Source organism: Phycisphaerales bacterium AB-hyl4 (assembly GCA_041821185.1).
Taxonomy (GTDB): domain Bacteria; phylum Planctomycetota; class Phycisphaerae; order Phycisphaerales; family Phycisphaeraceae; genus Natronomicrosphaera; species Natronomicrosphaera hydrolytica.
This window is the reverse complement of sequence record JBGUBD010000010.1, coordinates 30,877-46,022: the sequence shown is the minus strand read 5'-3', so window position 1 is coordinate 46,022 and position 15,146 is coordinate 30,877. Positions and strand designations below refer to the sequence as shown.

13 protein-coding genes are annotated in these 15,146 nt (G+C 62.6%); 2 read left to right on the top strand and 11 right to left on the bottom strand.

All coding sequences use genetic code 11. From position 1 onward, the window contains the following. Positions 1 to 4: 4 nt before the first annotated feature. Together ACERK3_14985 and nrdR are read right to left on the bottom strand one after the other, a co-directional pair. Positions 5 to 442 (bottom strand): CBS domain-containing protein, encoded by a 438-nt coding sequence (locus tag ACERK3_14985; GenBank protein ID MFA9479592.1) that lies wholly within the window; start codon positions 440 to 442, stop codon positions 5 to 7. 229 nt (positions 443 to 671) lie between these two features. After that, on the bottom strand, positions 672 to 1,166 hold the full coding sequence (gene nrdR / locus ACERK3_14980) for a transcriptional regulator NrdR (GenBank protein MFA9479591.1): 495 nt from the start codon (positions 1,164 to 1,166) through the stop codon (positions 672 to 674). A gap of 104 nt (positions 1,167 to 1,270) precedes the next feature. Here nrdR and rfaD point away from each other — a divergent pair, with 104 nt between their 5' ends. Then, the gene (gene rfaD, locus ACERK3_14975; GenBank protein ID MFA9479590.1) at positions 1,271 to 2,251 is read left to right on the top strand and encodes an ADP-glyceromanno-heptose 6-epimerase; all 981 of its coding nucleotides are present in this window, start codon (positions 1,271 to 1,273) and stop codon (positions 2,249 to 2,251) included. Between the two features lie 17 nt (positions 2,252 to 2,268). On the opposite strand, the gene ACERK3_14970 is transcribed toward rfaD, so the two are convergent. The 4 genes from ACERK3_14970 to prmC form a co-directional block, all read right to left on the bottom strand. Next, positions 2,269 to 2,568: a 4a-hydroxytetrahydrobiopterin dehydratase gene (locus ACERK3_14970; protein MFA9479589.1), complete on the bottom strand. Its 300-nt coding sequence runs from the start codon at positions 2,566 to 2,568 to the stop codon at positions 2,269 to 2,271. A 121-nt stretch (positions 2,569 to 2,689) separates the two neighbouring features. After that, positions 2,690 to 3,517, bottom strand: a complete 828-nt coding sequence (locus ACERK3_14965; GenBank protein ID MFA9479588.1) for an SDR family NAD(P)-dependent oxidoreductase — start codon at positions 3,515 to 3,517, stop codon at positions 2,690 to 2,692. A gap of 107 nt (positions 3,518 to 3,624) precedes the next feature. Then, positions 3,625 to 4,068, bottom strand: a complete 444-nt coding sequence (locus ACERK3_14960; protein ID MFA9479587.1) for a VanZ family protein — start codon at positions 4,066 to 4,068, stop codon at positions 3,625 to 3,627. Between the two features lie 23 nt (positions 4,069 to 4,091). Continuing rightward, the gene (prmC, locus tag ACERK3_14955) at positions 4,092 to 4,976 is read right to left on the bottom strand and encodes a peptide chain release factor N(5)-glutamine methyltransferase (GenBank protein MFA9479586.1); all 885 of its coding nucleotides are present in this window, start codon (positions 4,974 to 4,976) and stop codon (positions 4,092 to 4,094) included. Positions 4,977 to 5,177: 201 nt separating this feature from the next. On the opposite strand from prmC, the gene ACERK3_14950 reads away from it, so the two are divergent. Continuing rightward, complete coding sequence (locus tag ACERK3_14950) at positions 5,178 to 6,122, top strand: hypothetical protein (GenBank protein MFA9479585.1); 945 nt, start codon at positions 5,178 to 5,180, stop codon at positions 6,120 to 6,122. 115 nt (positions 6,123 to 6,237) lie between these two features. Here ACERK3_14950 and ACERK3_14945 read toward each other — a convergent pair whose 3' ends face one another. The 5 genes from ACERK3_14945 to ACERK3_14925 all read right to left on the bottom strand — a co-directional run bounded on the left by ACERK3_14945 (position 6,238) and on the right by ACERK3_14925 (position 15,145). Next, positions 6,238 to 7,266 carry a Gfo/Idh/MocA family protein gene (locus tag ACERK3_14945; protein ID MFA9479584.1) on the bottom strand — a complete coding sequence of 343 codons (1,029 nt, stop codon included), beginning with the start codon at positions 7,264 to 7,266 and terminating at the stop codon, positions 6,238 to 6,240. Between the two features lie 270 nt (positions 7,267 to 7,536). After that, positions 7,537 to 9,198 (bottom strand): sulfite reductase subunit alpha, encoded by a 1,662-nt coding sequence (locus ACERK3_14940; GenBank protein MFA9479583.1) that lies wholly within the window; start codon positions 9,196 to 9,198, stop codon positions 7,537 to 7,539. A 111-nt stretch (positions 9,199 to 9,309) separates the two neighbouring features. Continuing rightward, entirely contained in the window at positions 9,310 to 11,115 is a 1,806-nt protein-coding gene (locus ACERK3_14935; GenBank protein ID MFA9479582.1) for a NirA family protein, read from the bottom strand. After that, a complete protein-coding gene (locus ACERK3_14930; GenBank protein MFA9479581.1) occupies positions 11,112 to 13,376 on the bottom strand; it encodes a molybdopterin oxidoreductase family protein in 2,265 nt (754 codons plus the stop codon). Before ACERK3_14930 ends, ACERK3_14935 begins: the two co-directional genes overlap by 4 nt. Then, positions 13,373 to 15,145 carry a DmsC/YnfH family molybdoenzyme membrane anchor subunit gene (locus ACERK3_14925; GenBank protein MFA9479580.1) on the bottom strand — a complete coding sequence of 591 codons (1,773 nt, stop codon included), beginning with the start codon at positions 15,143 to 15,145 and terminating at the stop codon, positions 13,373 to 13,375. Before ACERK3_14925 ends, ACERK3_14930 begins: the two co-directional genes overlap by 4 nt. Position 15,146: the final 1 nt, after the last annotated feature.

Below are 15,146 nucleotides of genomic sequence, written 5' to 3'. Positions count from 1 at the left end.
GCGATCACACCCGGCCGTGGATGTATTCGTGCAGATACTGGATTTCGATTTCCTGTCCGGTGATCTGCCAGGCGTTGAGGTCGCCGATGGAGATCAGGCCATTCAGCCGTCCGCGATCGTCGACGACAGGCAAATGCCGGATGCGTCGATGCATGATGACGCTTCGCGCGTCGTCGAGGGTCGCGTCCGGCTGACAGCAGACCACTTCGCGCGTCATCACATCGCCGACCAATGCGTCGGCCGGGTCCAGCCGACGCGCAACGACACGGCGGAGCATGTCGCGTTCCGTGAAGATGCCGACAATACAGCCGCCGTCGAGCACGACGAGGCAGCCGATCTTGTGTTCGTTCATCAGCAGCGCGGCCTCGTGCGCGGTCGCCTGCGGGCCGATGCTGAACACGTGCGAGCCTTTGTTTTTCAGCACTTCTCGGGCAGTGGGCATAGGGACGACTCCTTGGCAGCGGGTGACATGAGTTTTGGCCGACCCGCGACGCGCGTGGTCGGCCGACGATGCAGAACGCGTGTCGATCCGAGATCACAATGGCCAACGCCTTTCAAGCTAACACCTCGCCCGCCGAAATGCGAGTGTTTTTTCTAAGACTTGACAGAGTAATTGGTAAAAAGGCCCGAGAATGCGGATTGCCAATTCTTGCCGACTCGTCAGACATGATTCAGAACAGCTTGCCCTGGTTCGGCGGCTGCCCGGGGTCGGAAGACTCGATCACCTCGCGGACTTCGTCGATCAGGTCTTCGAGGTCGCGGAACTGCTTGTAAACACTGGCGAAACGCACGTACGCGACCTGGTCGATCTTCTTCAGCCGCTCGGCCAGCATGTGGCCGATGTCCACCGCGTCCACCTCCGACTCGCGTCGGCGGAACAGCTCCTCCTCCACATCGTCGACAGCTTGCGTGAGCTGCTCGACCGGCACGGGCCGTTTGTAGCAGGCCCGTTCGAGGCCCACGAGCAGCTTCTGCCGATCGTAAGGCACACGCGTGCCGTCCTTTTTGATCACCCACATCCGCCGCAGCGCTTCGATATGTTCGTACGTGGTGAACCGCTTTTCGCACTTGAGGCAGCGCCGACGCCGACGGATCGCCCGCCCCTCCTCGGCCGCGCGGGAGTCGATCACCTTGTCGTCGTTTTCACCACAGTAAGGGCATCGCATAACGGTGACGCCAGTATAAACCCAGTTTCCACCCGCCGCCCATCATGCGGTATCCTGATCCCCTAAACTCGAAACCAGAAACTCGAAACGCGAAACTGATACCCATGAACATCCTCATCACCGGCGGCGCCGGCTTCGTCGGCTCAAACCTCGTCCGCCAGCTCCAATCCACCCAGCCCGACGCCGAGTTGCTCGTCGTCGACGACTTCCGCTCCGGCAGCTTCGCCAACCTTGCCGACGAGCATGGACAGGGCTTCAGCTATCGCGGTGAAGTCATCGCCCGCCCCTTGCATGAGCTCGACCTCGGCGGCCTGGTCGAAGACTTCCAGCCCACCGTCATCTTCCACGAAGCCTCCATCACCGACACCACCGTCACCGACCAGGCGCAGATGATCGCCCACAACGTCGAGCCCTTCGGCGTCCTGCTCAGCCTCGCCGCCGAGATGCAGATCAAGCTCGTCTGGGCCTCCAGCGCCGCGACCTACGGCACGACCGCCAACGGCGCGACCCGGGCCCGCCGACCCTTCCACCTCAACGACGCCGGCCAACCCGCCAACGTCTACGGCTTCTCCAAGTGGCTCATGGAAAACCTCGCCCGACAAACCATGGGCGACTACCCCGGCGCTCACATCGTCGGCCTACGCTACTTCAACGTCTTCGGCCCCGGCGAAAGCCACAAAAAACACATGGCCAGCATGATCTACCAGCTCGCGCAGAAAATGCTCGCAGGCGATCGGCCGCGCATCTTCCACGACGGCGAACAGGCCCGCGACCACGTCTACGTCAAAGACGTTGTCGAGTGCACCCTCGCCGGCGCTGAAGCCGGCGCGGTCAGCGGCATCTACAACGTCGGCACGGGCACTGCCACCAGCTTCAACCAGATCGTCGCCTCACTGAACGAAGCACTGGGCACAAGCTACGAGCCCGACTATTTCCAAAACCCCTACAGCTTCTACCAGGACTACACCTGCGCCGACCTCAGCGCAACCAAGGAAGGCCTCGACTGGGAGCCGGCGTACACCACGCACGAAGCGATCCTCGAATACGCCGACGAACTCAAAGCCCGCCACAACGCCTCAGCGTAGTCGGCTGCGCACGCTCATCACTTCGGCGCACGCCAGTCGAAGCTTGCGATGGCCTTTGCCAGCTTCACGTCTTTTTCGGTCACCTTGCCGTCCGCGTCGTGCGTGCTCAGCGACAGTGAGACTTTGTTGTAGACGTTGAAGATTTCCGGGTGATGCCCCTGTTCTTCAGCGTGAAACGCGACGCGGACAATGAAGCTCATCGCTTCCTTAAACCCGGCGAACTCGTGCTTGCATTGCAGCTTGCCCTGCTCATACGACCAGCCGGGCAGGTCGCCCAGTGCCTGCTGAATCTGCGTGTCGGTCATTGCCTCTGCCATGATGATGCTCCTTCTTTCGTTGGATGCCTGCCCACGGCTTCATCACAAAACAAAGCCGCCGACACGTCAACCCTAGGCGGGTGTACGCGTCGGCGGCTTGATGTGGATTGGATTGCTTCAATCAGTCGTCTTTTTCCCAGGGCGCGACGCTGTCGCCGATGCCCGAGGCGAGGTAGCCGCCGTCGATCACGATCGTGTGGCCGTTGACGAATCGGCCGGCGGGCGAGGCGAGGTACACCGCTCCGCCTGCGATTTCGCTCGAATCGCCGAAGCGACCCATCGGCGTGTGCTCAATGATGCGTCGGCCGCGGTCCGTGCCCTCGATCATCTTGCGGTTGATGTCCGTCGGCACGAAGCCGGGCGCGATCGCGTTCGTGCGAATGCCATACTTCGCCCACTCGTTCGCCAGGCTCCGCGTCAGACCGAGGATCGCGTTCTTCGCGCTCGCGTACGCCGCCACTTCCACCAGGTCGACAAATGAGCTGATCGACGCGAGGTTGATGATGCAGCCTTCATGCTGCTCGCGGAAAATATGCCCCGCCGACTGCGCGACGCGCAGCGAGCCGGTGACATGGATGTTGTAAAGGTCGTTGAAATCTGAATCGGTCAGGTCGAAGCTGGGCTTTTTGCACATCAGCCCGGCGGAGTTGACCACGATGTGCAGGCCGCCGAACAGATCGACCGCTTTGCGGACCGCGCGATCGACCGAGCCGCCGTTGGCGACGTCGATCGACACGCCCGCGGCGACCGGGTCTTCGCCGGAGACGTCGGCAATGCCGTCGAGTTCCTTCGCGGCGGCGTCGACTTTCTCCTGGTTGCGTGAGCCCACCAGCACCTTCGCGCCGTGCTGAACGAAGGCGGCCGCGACGGCTTTGCCGATGCCGCTCGTCCCGCCGGTGACCAGGGCGACTTTGCCGGTGAGGTCGAACATTTCTGTGGAAACGGGCATGAAACAGTCTCGCTTTCTTCAATAATGCGTCGAAACGGGGAAGTCAGACCCGACAGGATACACGCCCCGGCCGACCGACGAAAACGCAGCCGCCGCGCCCGCTTCGTTCAACCGCGATTCCGCCAGTCGTTTAGATGCTGGCAGAGCAAATAGCCCGCCACACCGCCGATCATGTTTGCCGCCAGGTCGATCACCGAACTCGTCCGCGTCGGCAGCCACCATTGCACCGTCTCACCAACCAGGCTCAGCAGCCCCGCATCGAGCATCACCAGCATCAATGTCGCAGCGGAAAAGCCCTCCAGCAGTCGCCGAGCCAGCTGCGCCTCGACAAACCCCAGCGGCACGAACATCGCGATCTGCCATAACACCGTCGTCCCCGATCGCGGCGACAGCGACAGCAGCCCTTCGCCGCCCGAGCCGGCGCTGTCGAACGAGAACGGATACAGCTTCACCAGCAGCACCGCCGACCACAACGTCATCGACGCCAGCACCCAGGGCCCGATGCCCGGCGGCGGCCACGGCGAGGGCTCATCATTCGTCGGCTTCGACACAGCTACCGCTCCTCACAACTCGCCTACCGTGCGTCGGCCACCAGCACACGCGGCAGCCCCTCGTGGTCCGCCAGCACATGCGCGTTCGTCAGCCCGTCCGCTTCTTCCGCCAGCGCGAGCACTGCCTTCTTCTGCGACGCCGCGATTTCAAACACCACCTGCCCTGGCCGTGCGAGGTGCTCCCGCGCGTGAGCGATCAACACCCGCAGGTCGCGCAGCCCATCCACCCCGCTGCGCAGCGCGTGCACCGGCTCGTAGTCTTTCACATTCGGCGCGACCGCGTCCCATTCCTCATCGCTGATGTAAGGCGGGTTGCTCACCAGGTACTGCACACGATCCGACCCCAACGCATCAAGCAGATTGCCATGACGAAACTCGATCCGGTCGCTCACATCATGCCGCTTTGCGTTCTCCCGCGCGATCGCCAGCGCGTCTTCATATAGATCGGTGGCAATCACGCGCGCGTGGGGCATGTGCTTCGCCAGTGCCACCGCGATCGCGCCGCTGCCGGTGCACACGTCCGCGATGGTCGCGTTGTGAAAGCCCGGCGTCCGTCGAGCGTGCTGAATCACATGCTCCACCACCGTCTCCGTGCTCGGCCGAGGCACGAGCACCGCCGGGCTGACCTTGAACATCATCGAAAAAAACGACGACTGGCCCACCAGGTAATCGACCGGCTCGTGCTGGCTGGCCCGCTCGACCAGCTCGCGAAACGCCGCCCGCTCCAGTTCGCTCGCCGGGCGGTCCGGGTCCATGTACAGCTTCAGCCGCTGCACCCCGAGCACATGCGACAGCAGCATTTCCGACGACAGGCGGGGGCTGTCCACGCCGTGCCGTTTCAGATGCTCGGCCGTCCATTCCAGCAGGCGACGGGTGGTCCAGTTTGAGTCGGCAGTCCGGCGATTCATGGCCGACATTCTAGGGCCGATCCTCGCCCCCCGCGTGCGCAGCAAGATTCATCACGCCCATGGGGCGTGCGAGGTGTTCCGCTCATGATTCGATTGACACTTACTCGCATGTTCAATATAAACACAAATTCACAAAAATAAACGAATGGGCGAACCCTGCTTCGCCCCCCCCCCAGCGTTCGACAGCGGAAGGCCAAACCAATGGGTGATTTCCAGTACGAACCATCACTGCACGTCCCGTTTCGTGACCGCGACGTGATCGCTCGCTGCCGGGCAATCAAGCGAAGCGAGATCGACAAGCACGACAACCCCGACTTCCGCATTCGCGTTATCGCCGACGGCGACCTGCTCCATCTCATGTACTCGGACATGTACGCCCGGCTGAAGGCGACCGCCGACGAAGGCAAGCCCTGCGTCATGCTGCTGCCCAACCCCATCCCCGACTATCGCCACCTCGCCCGCTGGATCAACCGCACTCGGCTGAACTGCAAGCATGCCTGGTTCTTCGCCATGGACGAGTACGCCGACCAGGACGGCCGCGTCGCGCCGGACAACTGGCAGCGCGGCTTCGTCTATTCGTTGCTGCGATTCTTCTGGAACGAGATCGACGAAGACCTGCGCCCGCGGCGCAATCAGGTGGTGGGCCCGACCAACGACAACCTCGACCACTACCTCGACCTGATGCACGACGCCGGCGGACTCGACATCAGCTACACCGGCCCCGGCTGGGTGGGGCATGTCGCCTTCGTCGAGCCGGAGGCGCCCGAGTTCGGCGGCGACCGCGATGTCTCGCTCGAGGAATGGAAACAGATGGGCACACGCATCTGCACGCTCAGCCCGTTCACCATCGCGCAAAACTCACTGCACGGCAGCATGGGCTACAGCGGCGACCTCTCCGCCGTGCCCCCCAAAGCCGCAACCGTCGGCCCGAAAGAAATCATCGCCGCCCGCCATCGTTGGGAAATGGCAGCCCTGAGCGTCGCCGGCACCGCCACGAGTTGGCAGCGCCTCATCGCCCGCCTCTGCTACCACGGGCCCGTAACACCTCGCCTGCCATCGAGCATCCACCAGACGCTTCGCACGGATTGCTTCATTGCCGAAACCGTCGCCGCCGACATCGAAGACACCTGGGCGAAGGGCTATTGATTCTGATACGAACCGGACATGACTCTCGGGGTACGATCGAAGCCCACGGCGTCACGCCGTGGGCGTCACCCTCATCCCCAGCGCCGAGTTTGATGAAGAATTCGATTCGACCGATTCACATCGGCCAGCCCAGGGCTTGCCCCGCGCTATCGCCTTGTTCATCTGCGAACGCCTGAATCTGAAGCGCCTTCGCCGAGGTGCGCAACACGTCCGCGGTGGTGATGGCAGCCTGATCCTTCTCGCCGCGCACTTCGCTCAAGAACGATTCAAAATAGCTTGGCTGCTTCGGCGCGAGCCCTTCAAGCAGCTGCGGCTTGTCATCATCATGCCGGACGAGCGTCACATGGTCAGCCGTGGCGGAGGTCTCGGCCATGCCTTCGCTGCCGTACACGCTGAACCGCCAGTACTGGGCAAGCTTGTAGCCCAGTTCCCGCGGCATGGCGTACGACACATCACCCACGACGCCCGCGCCGTCCGAGAGGCGGAGCATCAGCTGCGCGGAATCTTTGAAATGCGGCACCGCCTCGGCGAACGCGTTCCACGTTCGCGCCGCGACCACGCGATCAATCTCAACGCCTGTCATCCACGGGATCAGGTGGATCGCGTGCACCGCGATGTCGTTGATCGTCCCGCCATGCTTGCCCGGCTCGAAGTACCAGCCCGGCCGCGTGCCATACATCAGCGGATGCTGGCCGCCGAAGGCGATCTGATGAACTCGGCCGAGCGATCCGCCTTGCACCAACTCGCGCAGACGAACGAAATTCGGCAGTTCCGGCATGTCCAACTGACAACCCACCGCCAGGCCCGACGCCTCGGCGAGGTCGGCAATCTGCTTCAGCTCCGCCAGACTCGTGGTCAACGGCTTGTCGCTGAGCACATGTCTGCCGCGCTGCAGCGCGGTGATCGCCAGTGCGCCTCGCCGACCGTAGTAATCGCCGATCGCGACGATATCGCAGTCGACCTCGTCGATCATCTGCATCACGTTGTCATGCGTGATGGAAACCTGCTCCGCCATCGCGGTGCGCGTTGGCTCGTGGTCCTCGCCGCAGGCGATCAGTTCCACGCCCTGGGTGTCTTGTGCGAGCTTGACCACTTGCATGATGTGGCCATGACGCAGGCCGGCAATCGCTATTTTTAAAGCCACGTGTTTCTCTTTCAGTTCGACCATTATTCAGCCAGCGGCCATCGACCAGACGCCGCGCCATCTGCTTCACCGCAAACAAGCCTATAAAAAACTCGCGAGCTCTGCATGAAGATCCAGCCAGGAGGTCACTCTCTGCCATTGGCCGAACGAAAAACCGCGAAGGCCTGATCGCTCAGCCGCCCGCGGTCTCGTGTCGAAGATCATTTTCGATAAACGAATTGAAAGCGTCCCTTGGCGTCTCCGCTGCGCCGCGCGCCCCCCGCTCCATCTTCAATACACATCGCGCAGATACCGCCGATCATCGGTCATCCGCTTCACATACGCCTTCGCCTCCGCCTCGCTCATTCGCCCATGCTCCGCGATGATCGCGTGCAGCGCCGCATCGACATCGCCAGCCATCCGCGTCGCGTCCCCACACACATAAAAGCATGCTCCGCCGTCGAGCCACTGCCACATCTCCGCGCCATGCTCAAGCATGCGATGCTGCACGTAGATCTTCTCATCCTGATCGCGTGAAAACGCCGTGCTCAGCCGTGTGAGCACGCCCGCGTCGCGATATTGCTCCAGCTCATCTTTAAACAGAAAGTCCGACGCACTATGCTGATCGCCAAACACCAGCCAGTTGCGCCCCTTCGCTTGCGTGGCTTCACGCTCCTGTAAAAACGCGCGAAACGGCGCGATCCCCGTGCCCGGCCCCACCATGATCACATCCCGCTCACCCTCGCTCGGCGGCGCGAAGCCGTGCGAACCCTGCACATACGCCGGCACGGGTTCGTAGCTCGCCAACCGCTCCGCCAGGAACGTGCTCGCCACACCCTTTCGCCGTCGGCCGGCCTGCATATACCGCACAACGCCGACGCAAAGATGAATCTCATCCGGATACCGCCTCGGCGAAGACGCGATCGAATACAGACGCGGCTGCAATCGGTCCAGCGCCTCAACCAGCTTCACCGGCGACGGCCGCGCCGAACGAAACCGCGCCATCACATCAATCACCCGCGCCTCGTCCACCAACCCGTCCACCGCCAACCCCTCACTCGCCTGCTTCAGCAGCTTCGCCTCATCGCTCGACGCATGCGACGCCAGCAGTTCATACAACTCATCCGAGGGGTTGTCGATATCGCACCACTCGATGAGCGCTTCGCGAAACGTCATCACCCGCCCGTCGGGCAGCGGCACGAGTTCACCGCCGCCGAAGCCCGTCAGCCGTACCAGTGCATCGACCGACTCATAACAATTCTTCGGGAACACGCCGAGGCTATCCCCCGCCTTGTAGCTCATGCCGCTGCCCGCGATGCTCAGCGAGACGAACCGCACATCTTTCGCCGACGTCTCACCCGTGAGCGTTCGCACCGCAAGCGTCGGCGCGGGAAACGGATGGTCCCGGCCATATTTCGGCCGACCATCCTCATCGACAATCGCCTTGCCTTGGCTGCGCACTTCGACCTGCCCGTTGCCCGTAACGTTACCCGCAGCATCGCCTTTCGCGCCAGGTGCTTCGTCGCCAGCGTCTTTCATGATCTGTTTGATCATCCGCGCCGTCTGCTTGCCACCCGGTACGCACTTGCCCATGTCACCGTCATCGCCGTCTGCCAGTGCTTTCGCATAACTGCGACACAAGTAGCCACACGACCCGCAATCCAGCTGCGCCATCGCCGCCATCAGCCGCAACTCCAACGGCTTGTCCGCCGCCAGCTTCATCCGCTCGTCCATCGGCATCGCCGGGTCATGCCAGTCATACTCAACATCTTCATCATCCACATCCCGCCACGTCTGCGCCGCCGCTGCCTGTTCGGCAGGCGCAACCGACGTCGCCCCCGCGTCGCTCGCCGCCCCCTCACCCGCAAGCCCCGCAAAAAACCCATTAAGCCAGGCGCGCTGCGCCGCATTAAACGGCGCGTTATCTGGAATCGTCGGAACCTGTCGCATCATTCACTCCCAATACATCCTCACCAAAGCCCACGGATTGCATCCGTGAGGCCCACCCTCTCTCAACCACCCGATCACCAAACCACCAACTCACCAAATCGCCAAATCACTCCCTCACCCAACCACCTGCCCCTCAACCATCGCCTTCAACTGTTCAACCTCATGCCGCCGAGCAAACGCGTAAAAAGATTCATCCCCTTCGCGCTCGCGCATATAACCTTGAAGCAGCCGTTCGAGCAGCGCGGGCAGTTCGTCGTGCGGTATGTCGGCCGCCAACGCGCGTCCGATGTTCGCCTGTTCGCCATGCCCGCCACCAACATAGACGTGATACCCCTCAACCATCTCGTCGCTACCCGGCCTGCTTTCAACCTTGGTCGCGAGCAGGCCGATGTCGCCGATGTAATGTTGAGCACAAGAATGGTGGCAGCCGGTCAAGTGAATGTTGATTGGCTGATCAAGCTCAAGCTTATCTTCGAGCGCTTCAGCAATCGCGAGCGCGTGTCCCTTCGTATCCCCCGCAGCGAACTTGCACCCCCGACTCCCCGTGCACGCGACCAGCCCGGCCCGGATGCTGTTAGCTTGCCATGTCAGGTTCGCAGCAAGCAGCGCCTCCTGCACCGCCGGCATGTCCGTTTCCTTTACATCACTGATCAACAGATTCTGCCACACCGTCAGCCGAATCGTTCCCGATCCGTACCGCTCAGCGATATCCGCCACTGCCCGCATCTGATCTGTTTCAATACGACCCACCGGCAGCACAACGCCCACATAACGCAACCCCGCCTGCTTCTGTTCATGCACACCGACATGCGCGTCAGCCCTCGCCTGCATCCGCGGCTCACACGCTTCAACCGCGAAGCGTGGCAGCGCCTCCCCATACTCCGTTTCGACATGCTCGATGAACTTGTCAAAGCCCCAGTCATCAAGCAGGTACTTCAGCCGTGCCTTGTTACGGTCTGTGCGATCGCCATGCTGAATAAACACGCGAACGATCGCCGACGCCACCGGCACGCACTGCTCCGGCCGAAGCATGATGCCCGTATCGCGCGCGAAGTCGCCGTGGCCGGTGATGCCGCCGAGTTGCAAGCGGAAGTAGACGCCCGACGGGAAGTCGTCGCTTGCCTGTTCGTCGGCCACACGCACCGCCGCATAGCCGACGTCGTTCGTCTCGGCGAGGCTGGAGATGCAGCCGCCGCCGTCGAAGGCGATGTTGAACTTCCGTGGCAGGCCGTAAAGCTCGCGATGGTTGAGGATGTGATGATGCATCTCACGCGCCAGCTCGCGCGTGTCGTACAACTCATGCGGATCAATCCCCGCCGTCGGACTGGCGGTGATGTTACGAATGTTGTCCGCCCCCGAGCCGCGCGTCACGATCCCCAGGTCCAGCAGCTTTGTGATCACATGCGCCGGATCGCTGGCGGGGATCTCGCGAATCTGAAGGTTCGCCCGCGTGGTTACATGGGCATACCCGCCCGCGTGCGCGTCGGCGATATCCGCCACACCGCGAAACGCCGCGCTGCGAATGATGCCCCCCGGCAAGCGCATACGGCACATGTACGAGTCCTGCGCCGGCGCGACATAAAACATGCCGTGAAACTTCGTCAGCAACACATCCGTCCCTTTAGGGAACTCGCCGCGCTTCGCTCGCGCGACAAGGTCGTCCCACATATCCAGCGCATGCTGCTTCCGCTTCGCCTTCTCTTCCTTGCACAGCTTCCCCCCGGCCGCAACCGTGCGATCCTGCGCCGCGCGATGAATCGCGTCCGGCCCCGCATACGCCTCTGTTGATCCTGGCGAGTCACCGCCACCGCCACCGTCAGCGGCACGCGAACCACCAATGCCGCTACCCACCGCGAAGCCGGCCAGGTATTGCTGTTGTTCGATCGTCAACGCAACGTTATCTGCTTGCTCACTGCTCATTCGATAGCCTGCCTTTCCCAATGCGCCACACGCCGAACCGACACCGCGCACGCCTTGTACGCCGGCTGTCGCGAATACGGATCAAACACCGGGTCGGTCAGCCGATTGGTCTGCGCATCGTGCATCGGCACGAACACCTGCCCGCGCTGCACGGTTGGCGTCACAAACGCGATCGCCTGCAACGCCCCGCGCCGCGACGCGACCGACACCTGTTCGCCCGCTTCAATACCAAGCCGACGCACGTCCGCCGGGTGCATTTCGACGTACACCCGTTGCGGATAAAGCTTGCGCAACACCGACGACTTACTCGTCCGCGTCTGCGTATGCCACTGCGAACTGCTGCCTCGGCCGGTCAGCAGCACGAACGGATACGCCTCGTTCACCGGCTCGGGCATCGGCCGCCCGCGCTCAAAGATAAACCGCGCCCGGCTGTCCGCGTGATAAAACCGGCCGTCCTCAAACAGCCGACGCTCGCTGCTCAAATCCGCCCCCTTCGCGAACGGCCACTGAATACCGTTGCATTCATCAATCATGCGGTAGTCCGCAATCCCCGTGATATCGCAAGGCTGGTCGGCCGTGACGCGCTTGAGCAACTGAAACACATGCTCCGGCGATTCCCACTGCGCAAACATCTCGCCACAGCCCCAATACTGCGCGATCAACTTGAATATCCAGAAGTCCGCCAGCGCCTGCCCCGGCGCCTCCGCCACCTTCTTCACCAGCCCGATGCGGCGCTCGGAGTTAATGAACGTGCCATCCTTCTCGCCCCACGCCGCGGCGGGCAACACAAGGTCCGCATGCTGCGCCGTCTCGGCCGAGCGATACATGTCCTGCACAACAAGAAAGTCGAGCTTGTCAATGATTCGCTTGAAATCGCGCTGCCCGATCCACGAGTGCGCCGGATTCGTCGCGATCACCCACAACCCCTTGATCTGCTCCTTGTCGATCGCTTCAATGATCTCCGGATACGCAAGGCTGTCTTCGCTGGGAATCCGATCGACCGGAATATCCAGCGCCATGGCTACCTTCTCGCGATGTTCAGCATTCGTAAACGCGTGCCCACCAAGCAGGCTGGTCGTATTGGAAAACAGTCGCGAGCCCATCGCGTTGCACTGCCCGGTGATCGAATTCGCCCCCGTACCCGGCTTACCGAGGTTGCCCGTCATCAACGCAAGGTTGATGATTGCTTGTGCGACCCGCGTCCCTTCATGCGACTGGTTCACCCCCATCGTCCACCAGAACGATACACGTTTGCCCGAGCCGATCAGCTCGGCTAGCGCGCGTAACTGCTGCGCGGGCAACCCCGTTTCGTTCGCCACGCGATCCAGCGAATAGTCGGCCACATGCTTCGCGAACGCATCAAAATCCGTCGTGTGCTCGCGGATATAGTCATGGTCCAATGCATCCGCTTCGATCAGTAGATTCGCCAGCCCATAAAACAACGTCAGATCACTCTTGGGGCGAAGCGGCAAGTGCTCGCCCGCCATCGCCTCGGCCGCCACGGCCGTCTCCGTTCGGCGGGGATCGATCACCACGATGCGCGGACTCCGCTGATTCCGACAGATGCGCTCCCACATGATCGGGTGCGCAATGCACGGGTTCGCACCGGTCAGCACAATCACATCGGATTGCTCGAAGTCGGCGTATGTGTAAGGCGGCGCATCAAAGCCGAACGACTGCTTGTACGCCGTCACCGCCGTCGCCATACACTGCCGCGTGTTGCCGTCGCCGTGCACGATGCCCATGCCAAACTTCGCCAGCGCGCCCAGCAGCGCCATCTCTTCGCTGACGATCTGCCCCGTGCTGAGGAACGCCACCGACGCCGGCCCGTGCTTGTGTTGAATCGCCTTGAAGCGGTCGGTGAAAGTCGTCAGCGCGGTATGCCAATCCGTCGGCCGAAGCTTGCCGTTACTCGCCGAATCGCGAAGCAAAGGCGTTGTCGCGCGGTCGTCCGCGTTCAGCACATTGAGAGCTTCCCAACCTTTGGGGCAGGCCATGCCGAGGTTCACCGGATACTCGGTGGTGGGCGTGAGGTTGATCGCCTTGTTGTCTTTCAAATGAATGTTGAGCCCGCAACCCGTCGAGCAGTAGCCGCAGATCATGGTCGTCGTTGCGTCAGGCGTGCGCGACGCGGGCAGTTGCCCAAGCCCGAATCGACCGGGCTCGCGCAGCAGCTCACGCGTCAGCGGACCATGCCAGTTGCGGATCGCACTGCGCACCCGGTCGGTCAACGTCGCGGCGGTGGTCGGCAGCTTGATCATGCGTGCAACCCTCCCGGCATCTTCAACGCACTCACCGCTGAGAAAAACAGGTAACGTTCCAGCAACTCGCCCACCAGCAGCAGTACAAACGCAATGCCGATGATCGTGAGAAACGCCGGCGGCGGCGCGGCCGGGTCGCTCGTGCTCTGCACCAACAGCAACGGCAACGCCACCCCGCCCGCGAGCCCGGTCAGCGTGCGCGTAAACGTCACCCGCGCAAGCGGCCCGACCAGCAGGCGGGCGCTGCGCTTCATCGGCGTCTGCTCAATATCGCGCAACGCAAGCAGCACGCGCGCCTCCCACGCGAGCTTCAGCAGCGTCAACCCCGCCAGCAGCAGACACAACGGCCGACCCCAGCCAGCCATCAACTCATAAAACGTCACCGTCGACGACCCCGCCGCCACCGCGCCGCCCGACAGTAGTGTGACCGCAGCGCCCAGGATCAACATCGTCAACAGATACTTCGGCCCCGTATCGCTCGCCCGCCAGAACGGCCGCGGCGTGTCGACATAAATCATCACCGAACAGAACACACCGGCCAGCCCGCTGACCGCGACCATCACAGCCAGCCCGCGCACCAGCACGCCGTCGAACATGTCAGCCGCAAACCAACTCACGCCCGCGTACGCGAACGCCAATTTCGCAAACCCGCCGAAGCTCACAATCTCACGACTCAGCCACGACGTCCGCAAGCCGAGCACCGCGCGAAATGCATACATCGGCCGACCGAGATGCAGCGTGCTCGCCCCCAACGCCACCACCGCAAACACCAGCGTCAACGTCGCATGAAGCGAACGCACGGGTTCGAACAGCGCCCCCGCTGTCAGCCATTCAATGATCGCACCGATGAGATAGCCGCCCACCGCCAACTGCGTCAGCACGAGCATGATCACCAACGGCAGATGCGCGTGCTCGGCTTCAAGTCGATGTGCATCGGCGGCACGCGCGCCCGCAAGATCGCGGCGGGTCCGGTATCGCGTCGTCGGCTTCGTGTCAGCAGGCGAAGGAGAAGCAGGCAGAAACCGCCCGGCCGTCGCGTCGGCTCGAACTTCATCCACATCAACAATGCGAATCCGAATCGCCTGCGTCGGACAAGCCTGTGCACACGCGGGCGCCTCGCCCTCCGCCAGCCGATCGCTGCACATGTCACACTTGCGAACAATGCCCTTGCCTTTGTGATACTTCGGCACGTCGTACGGGCACTTGAACACGCAATACTGGCAGCCAATGCACTGGTCGTCCAGATGCTTGACGATGCCCGTCACCGGATCTTTGTCATACGCCTTAACCGGGCAACCTTCGAGGCAGCCGGGCTCCAGGCAATGATGACAGGCGGTGGTGATGTGTTGAAGTATGGTGGTTTCTAGTTTCGAGTTTCCAGTTTCGAGTTTAGACGATGCACCGTGCTCGTCCGCCAAGGCGCCGGGCAGCAGGTCATCAAGCGGGCCGGAGACGAGTTGGCCAACCTCGCGCCACGTTTCGCCTTCGTCCAGCCCGTTGAGGTTATGGCAAGCCGACACACACGCCTTGCACCCGCTGCACGCGTCGAGATCAACCTCGAACGCATACTGCTGCCCAGCCTCCGGCTTCGCCAACGGAATCAGGTCGCGGTAGTAGCGGGCCTGCGCCGGCGCGCCGCCGTCCGCATCGTCGTGATCGTACCGCTGACTGAAGCGGTCGACCGCGGTCATCCGCCGCTGCTCAGTCAGGAAGTCCTGAACAAGCTCGCGACCCTCGACCGTCAAACTCGTGGGGGCAACGGTGGTCATG

Coding starts and splice junctions, on each gene's coding strand:
- ACERK3_14925 (MFA9479580.1), bottom strand. CDS start 15,145: ATGACCACCGTTGCCCCCACGAGTTTGACGGTCGAGGGTCGCGAGCTT.
- nrdR (MFA9479591.1), bottom strand. CDS start 1,166: ATGCGATGCCCTTACTGTGGTGAAAACGACGACAAGGTGATCGACTCC.
- ACERK3_14940 (MFA9479583.1), bottom strand. CDS start 9,198: ATGATGCGACAGGTTCCGACGATTCCAGATAACGCGCCGTTTAATGCG.
- ACERK3_14985 (MFA9479592.1), bottom strand. CDS start 442: ATGCCCACTGCCCGAGAAGTGCTGAAAAACAAAGGCTCGCACGTGTTC.
- prmC (MFA9479586.1), bottom strand. CDS start 4,976: ATGAATCGCCGGACTGCCGACTCAAACTGGACCACCCGTCGCCTGCTG.
- ACERK3_14965 (MFA9479588.1), bottom strand. CDS start 3,517: ATGCCCGTTTCCACAGAAATGTTCGACCTCACCGGCAAAGTCGCCCTG.
- ACERK3_14970 (MFA9479589.1), bottom strand. CDS start 2,568: ATGGCAGAGGCAATGACCGACACGCAGATTCAGCAGGCACTGGGCGAC.
- ACERK3_14935 (MFA9479582.1), bottom strand. CDS start 11,115: ATGAGCAGTGAGCAAGCAGATAACGTTGCGTTGACGATCGAACAACAG.
- ACERK3_14950 (MFA9479585.1), top strand. CDS start 5,178: ATGGGTGATTTCCAGTACGAACCATCACTGCACGTCCCGTTTCGTGAC.
- ACERK3_14930 (MFA9479581.1), bottom strand. CDS start 13,376: ATGATCAAGCTGCCGACCACCGCCGCGACGTTGACCGACCGGGTGCGC.
- rfaD (MFA9479590.1), top strand. CDS start 1,271: ATGAACATCCTCATCACCGGCGGCGCCGGCTTCGTCGGCTCAAACCTC.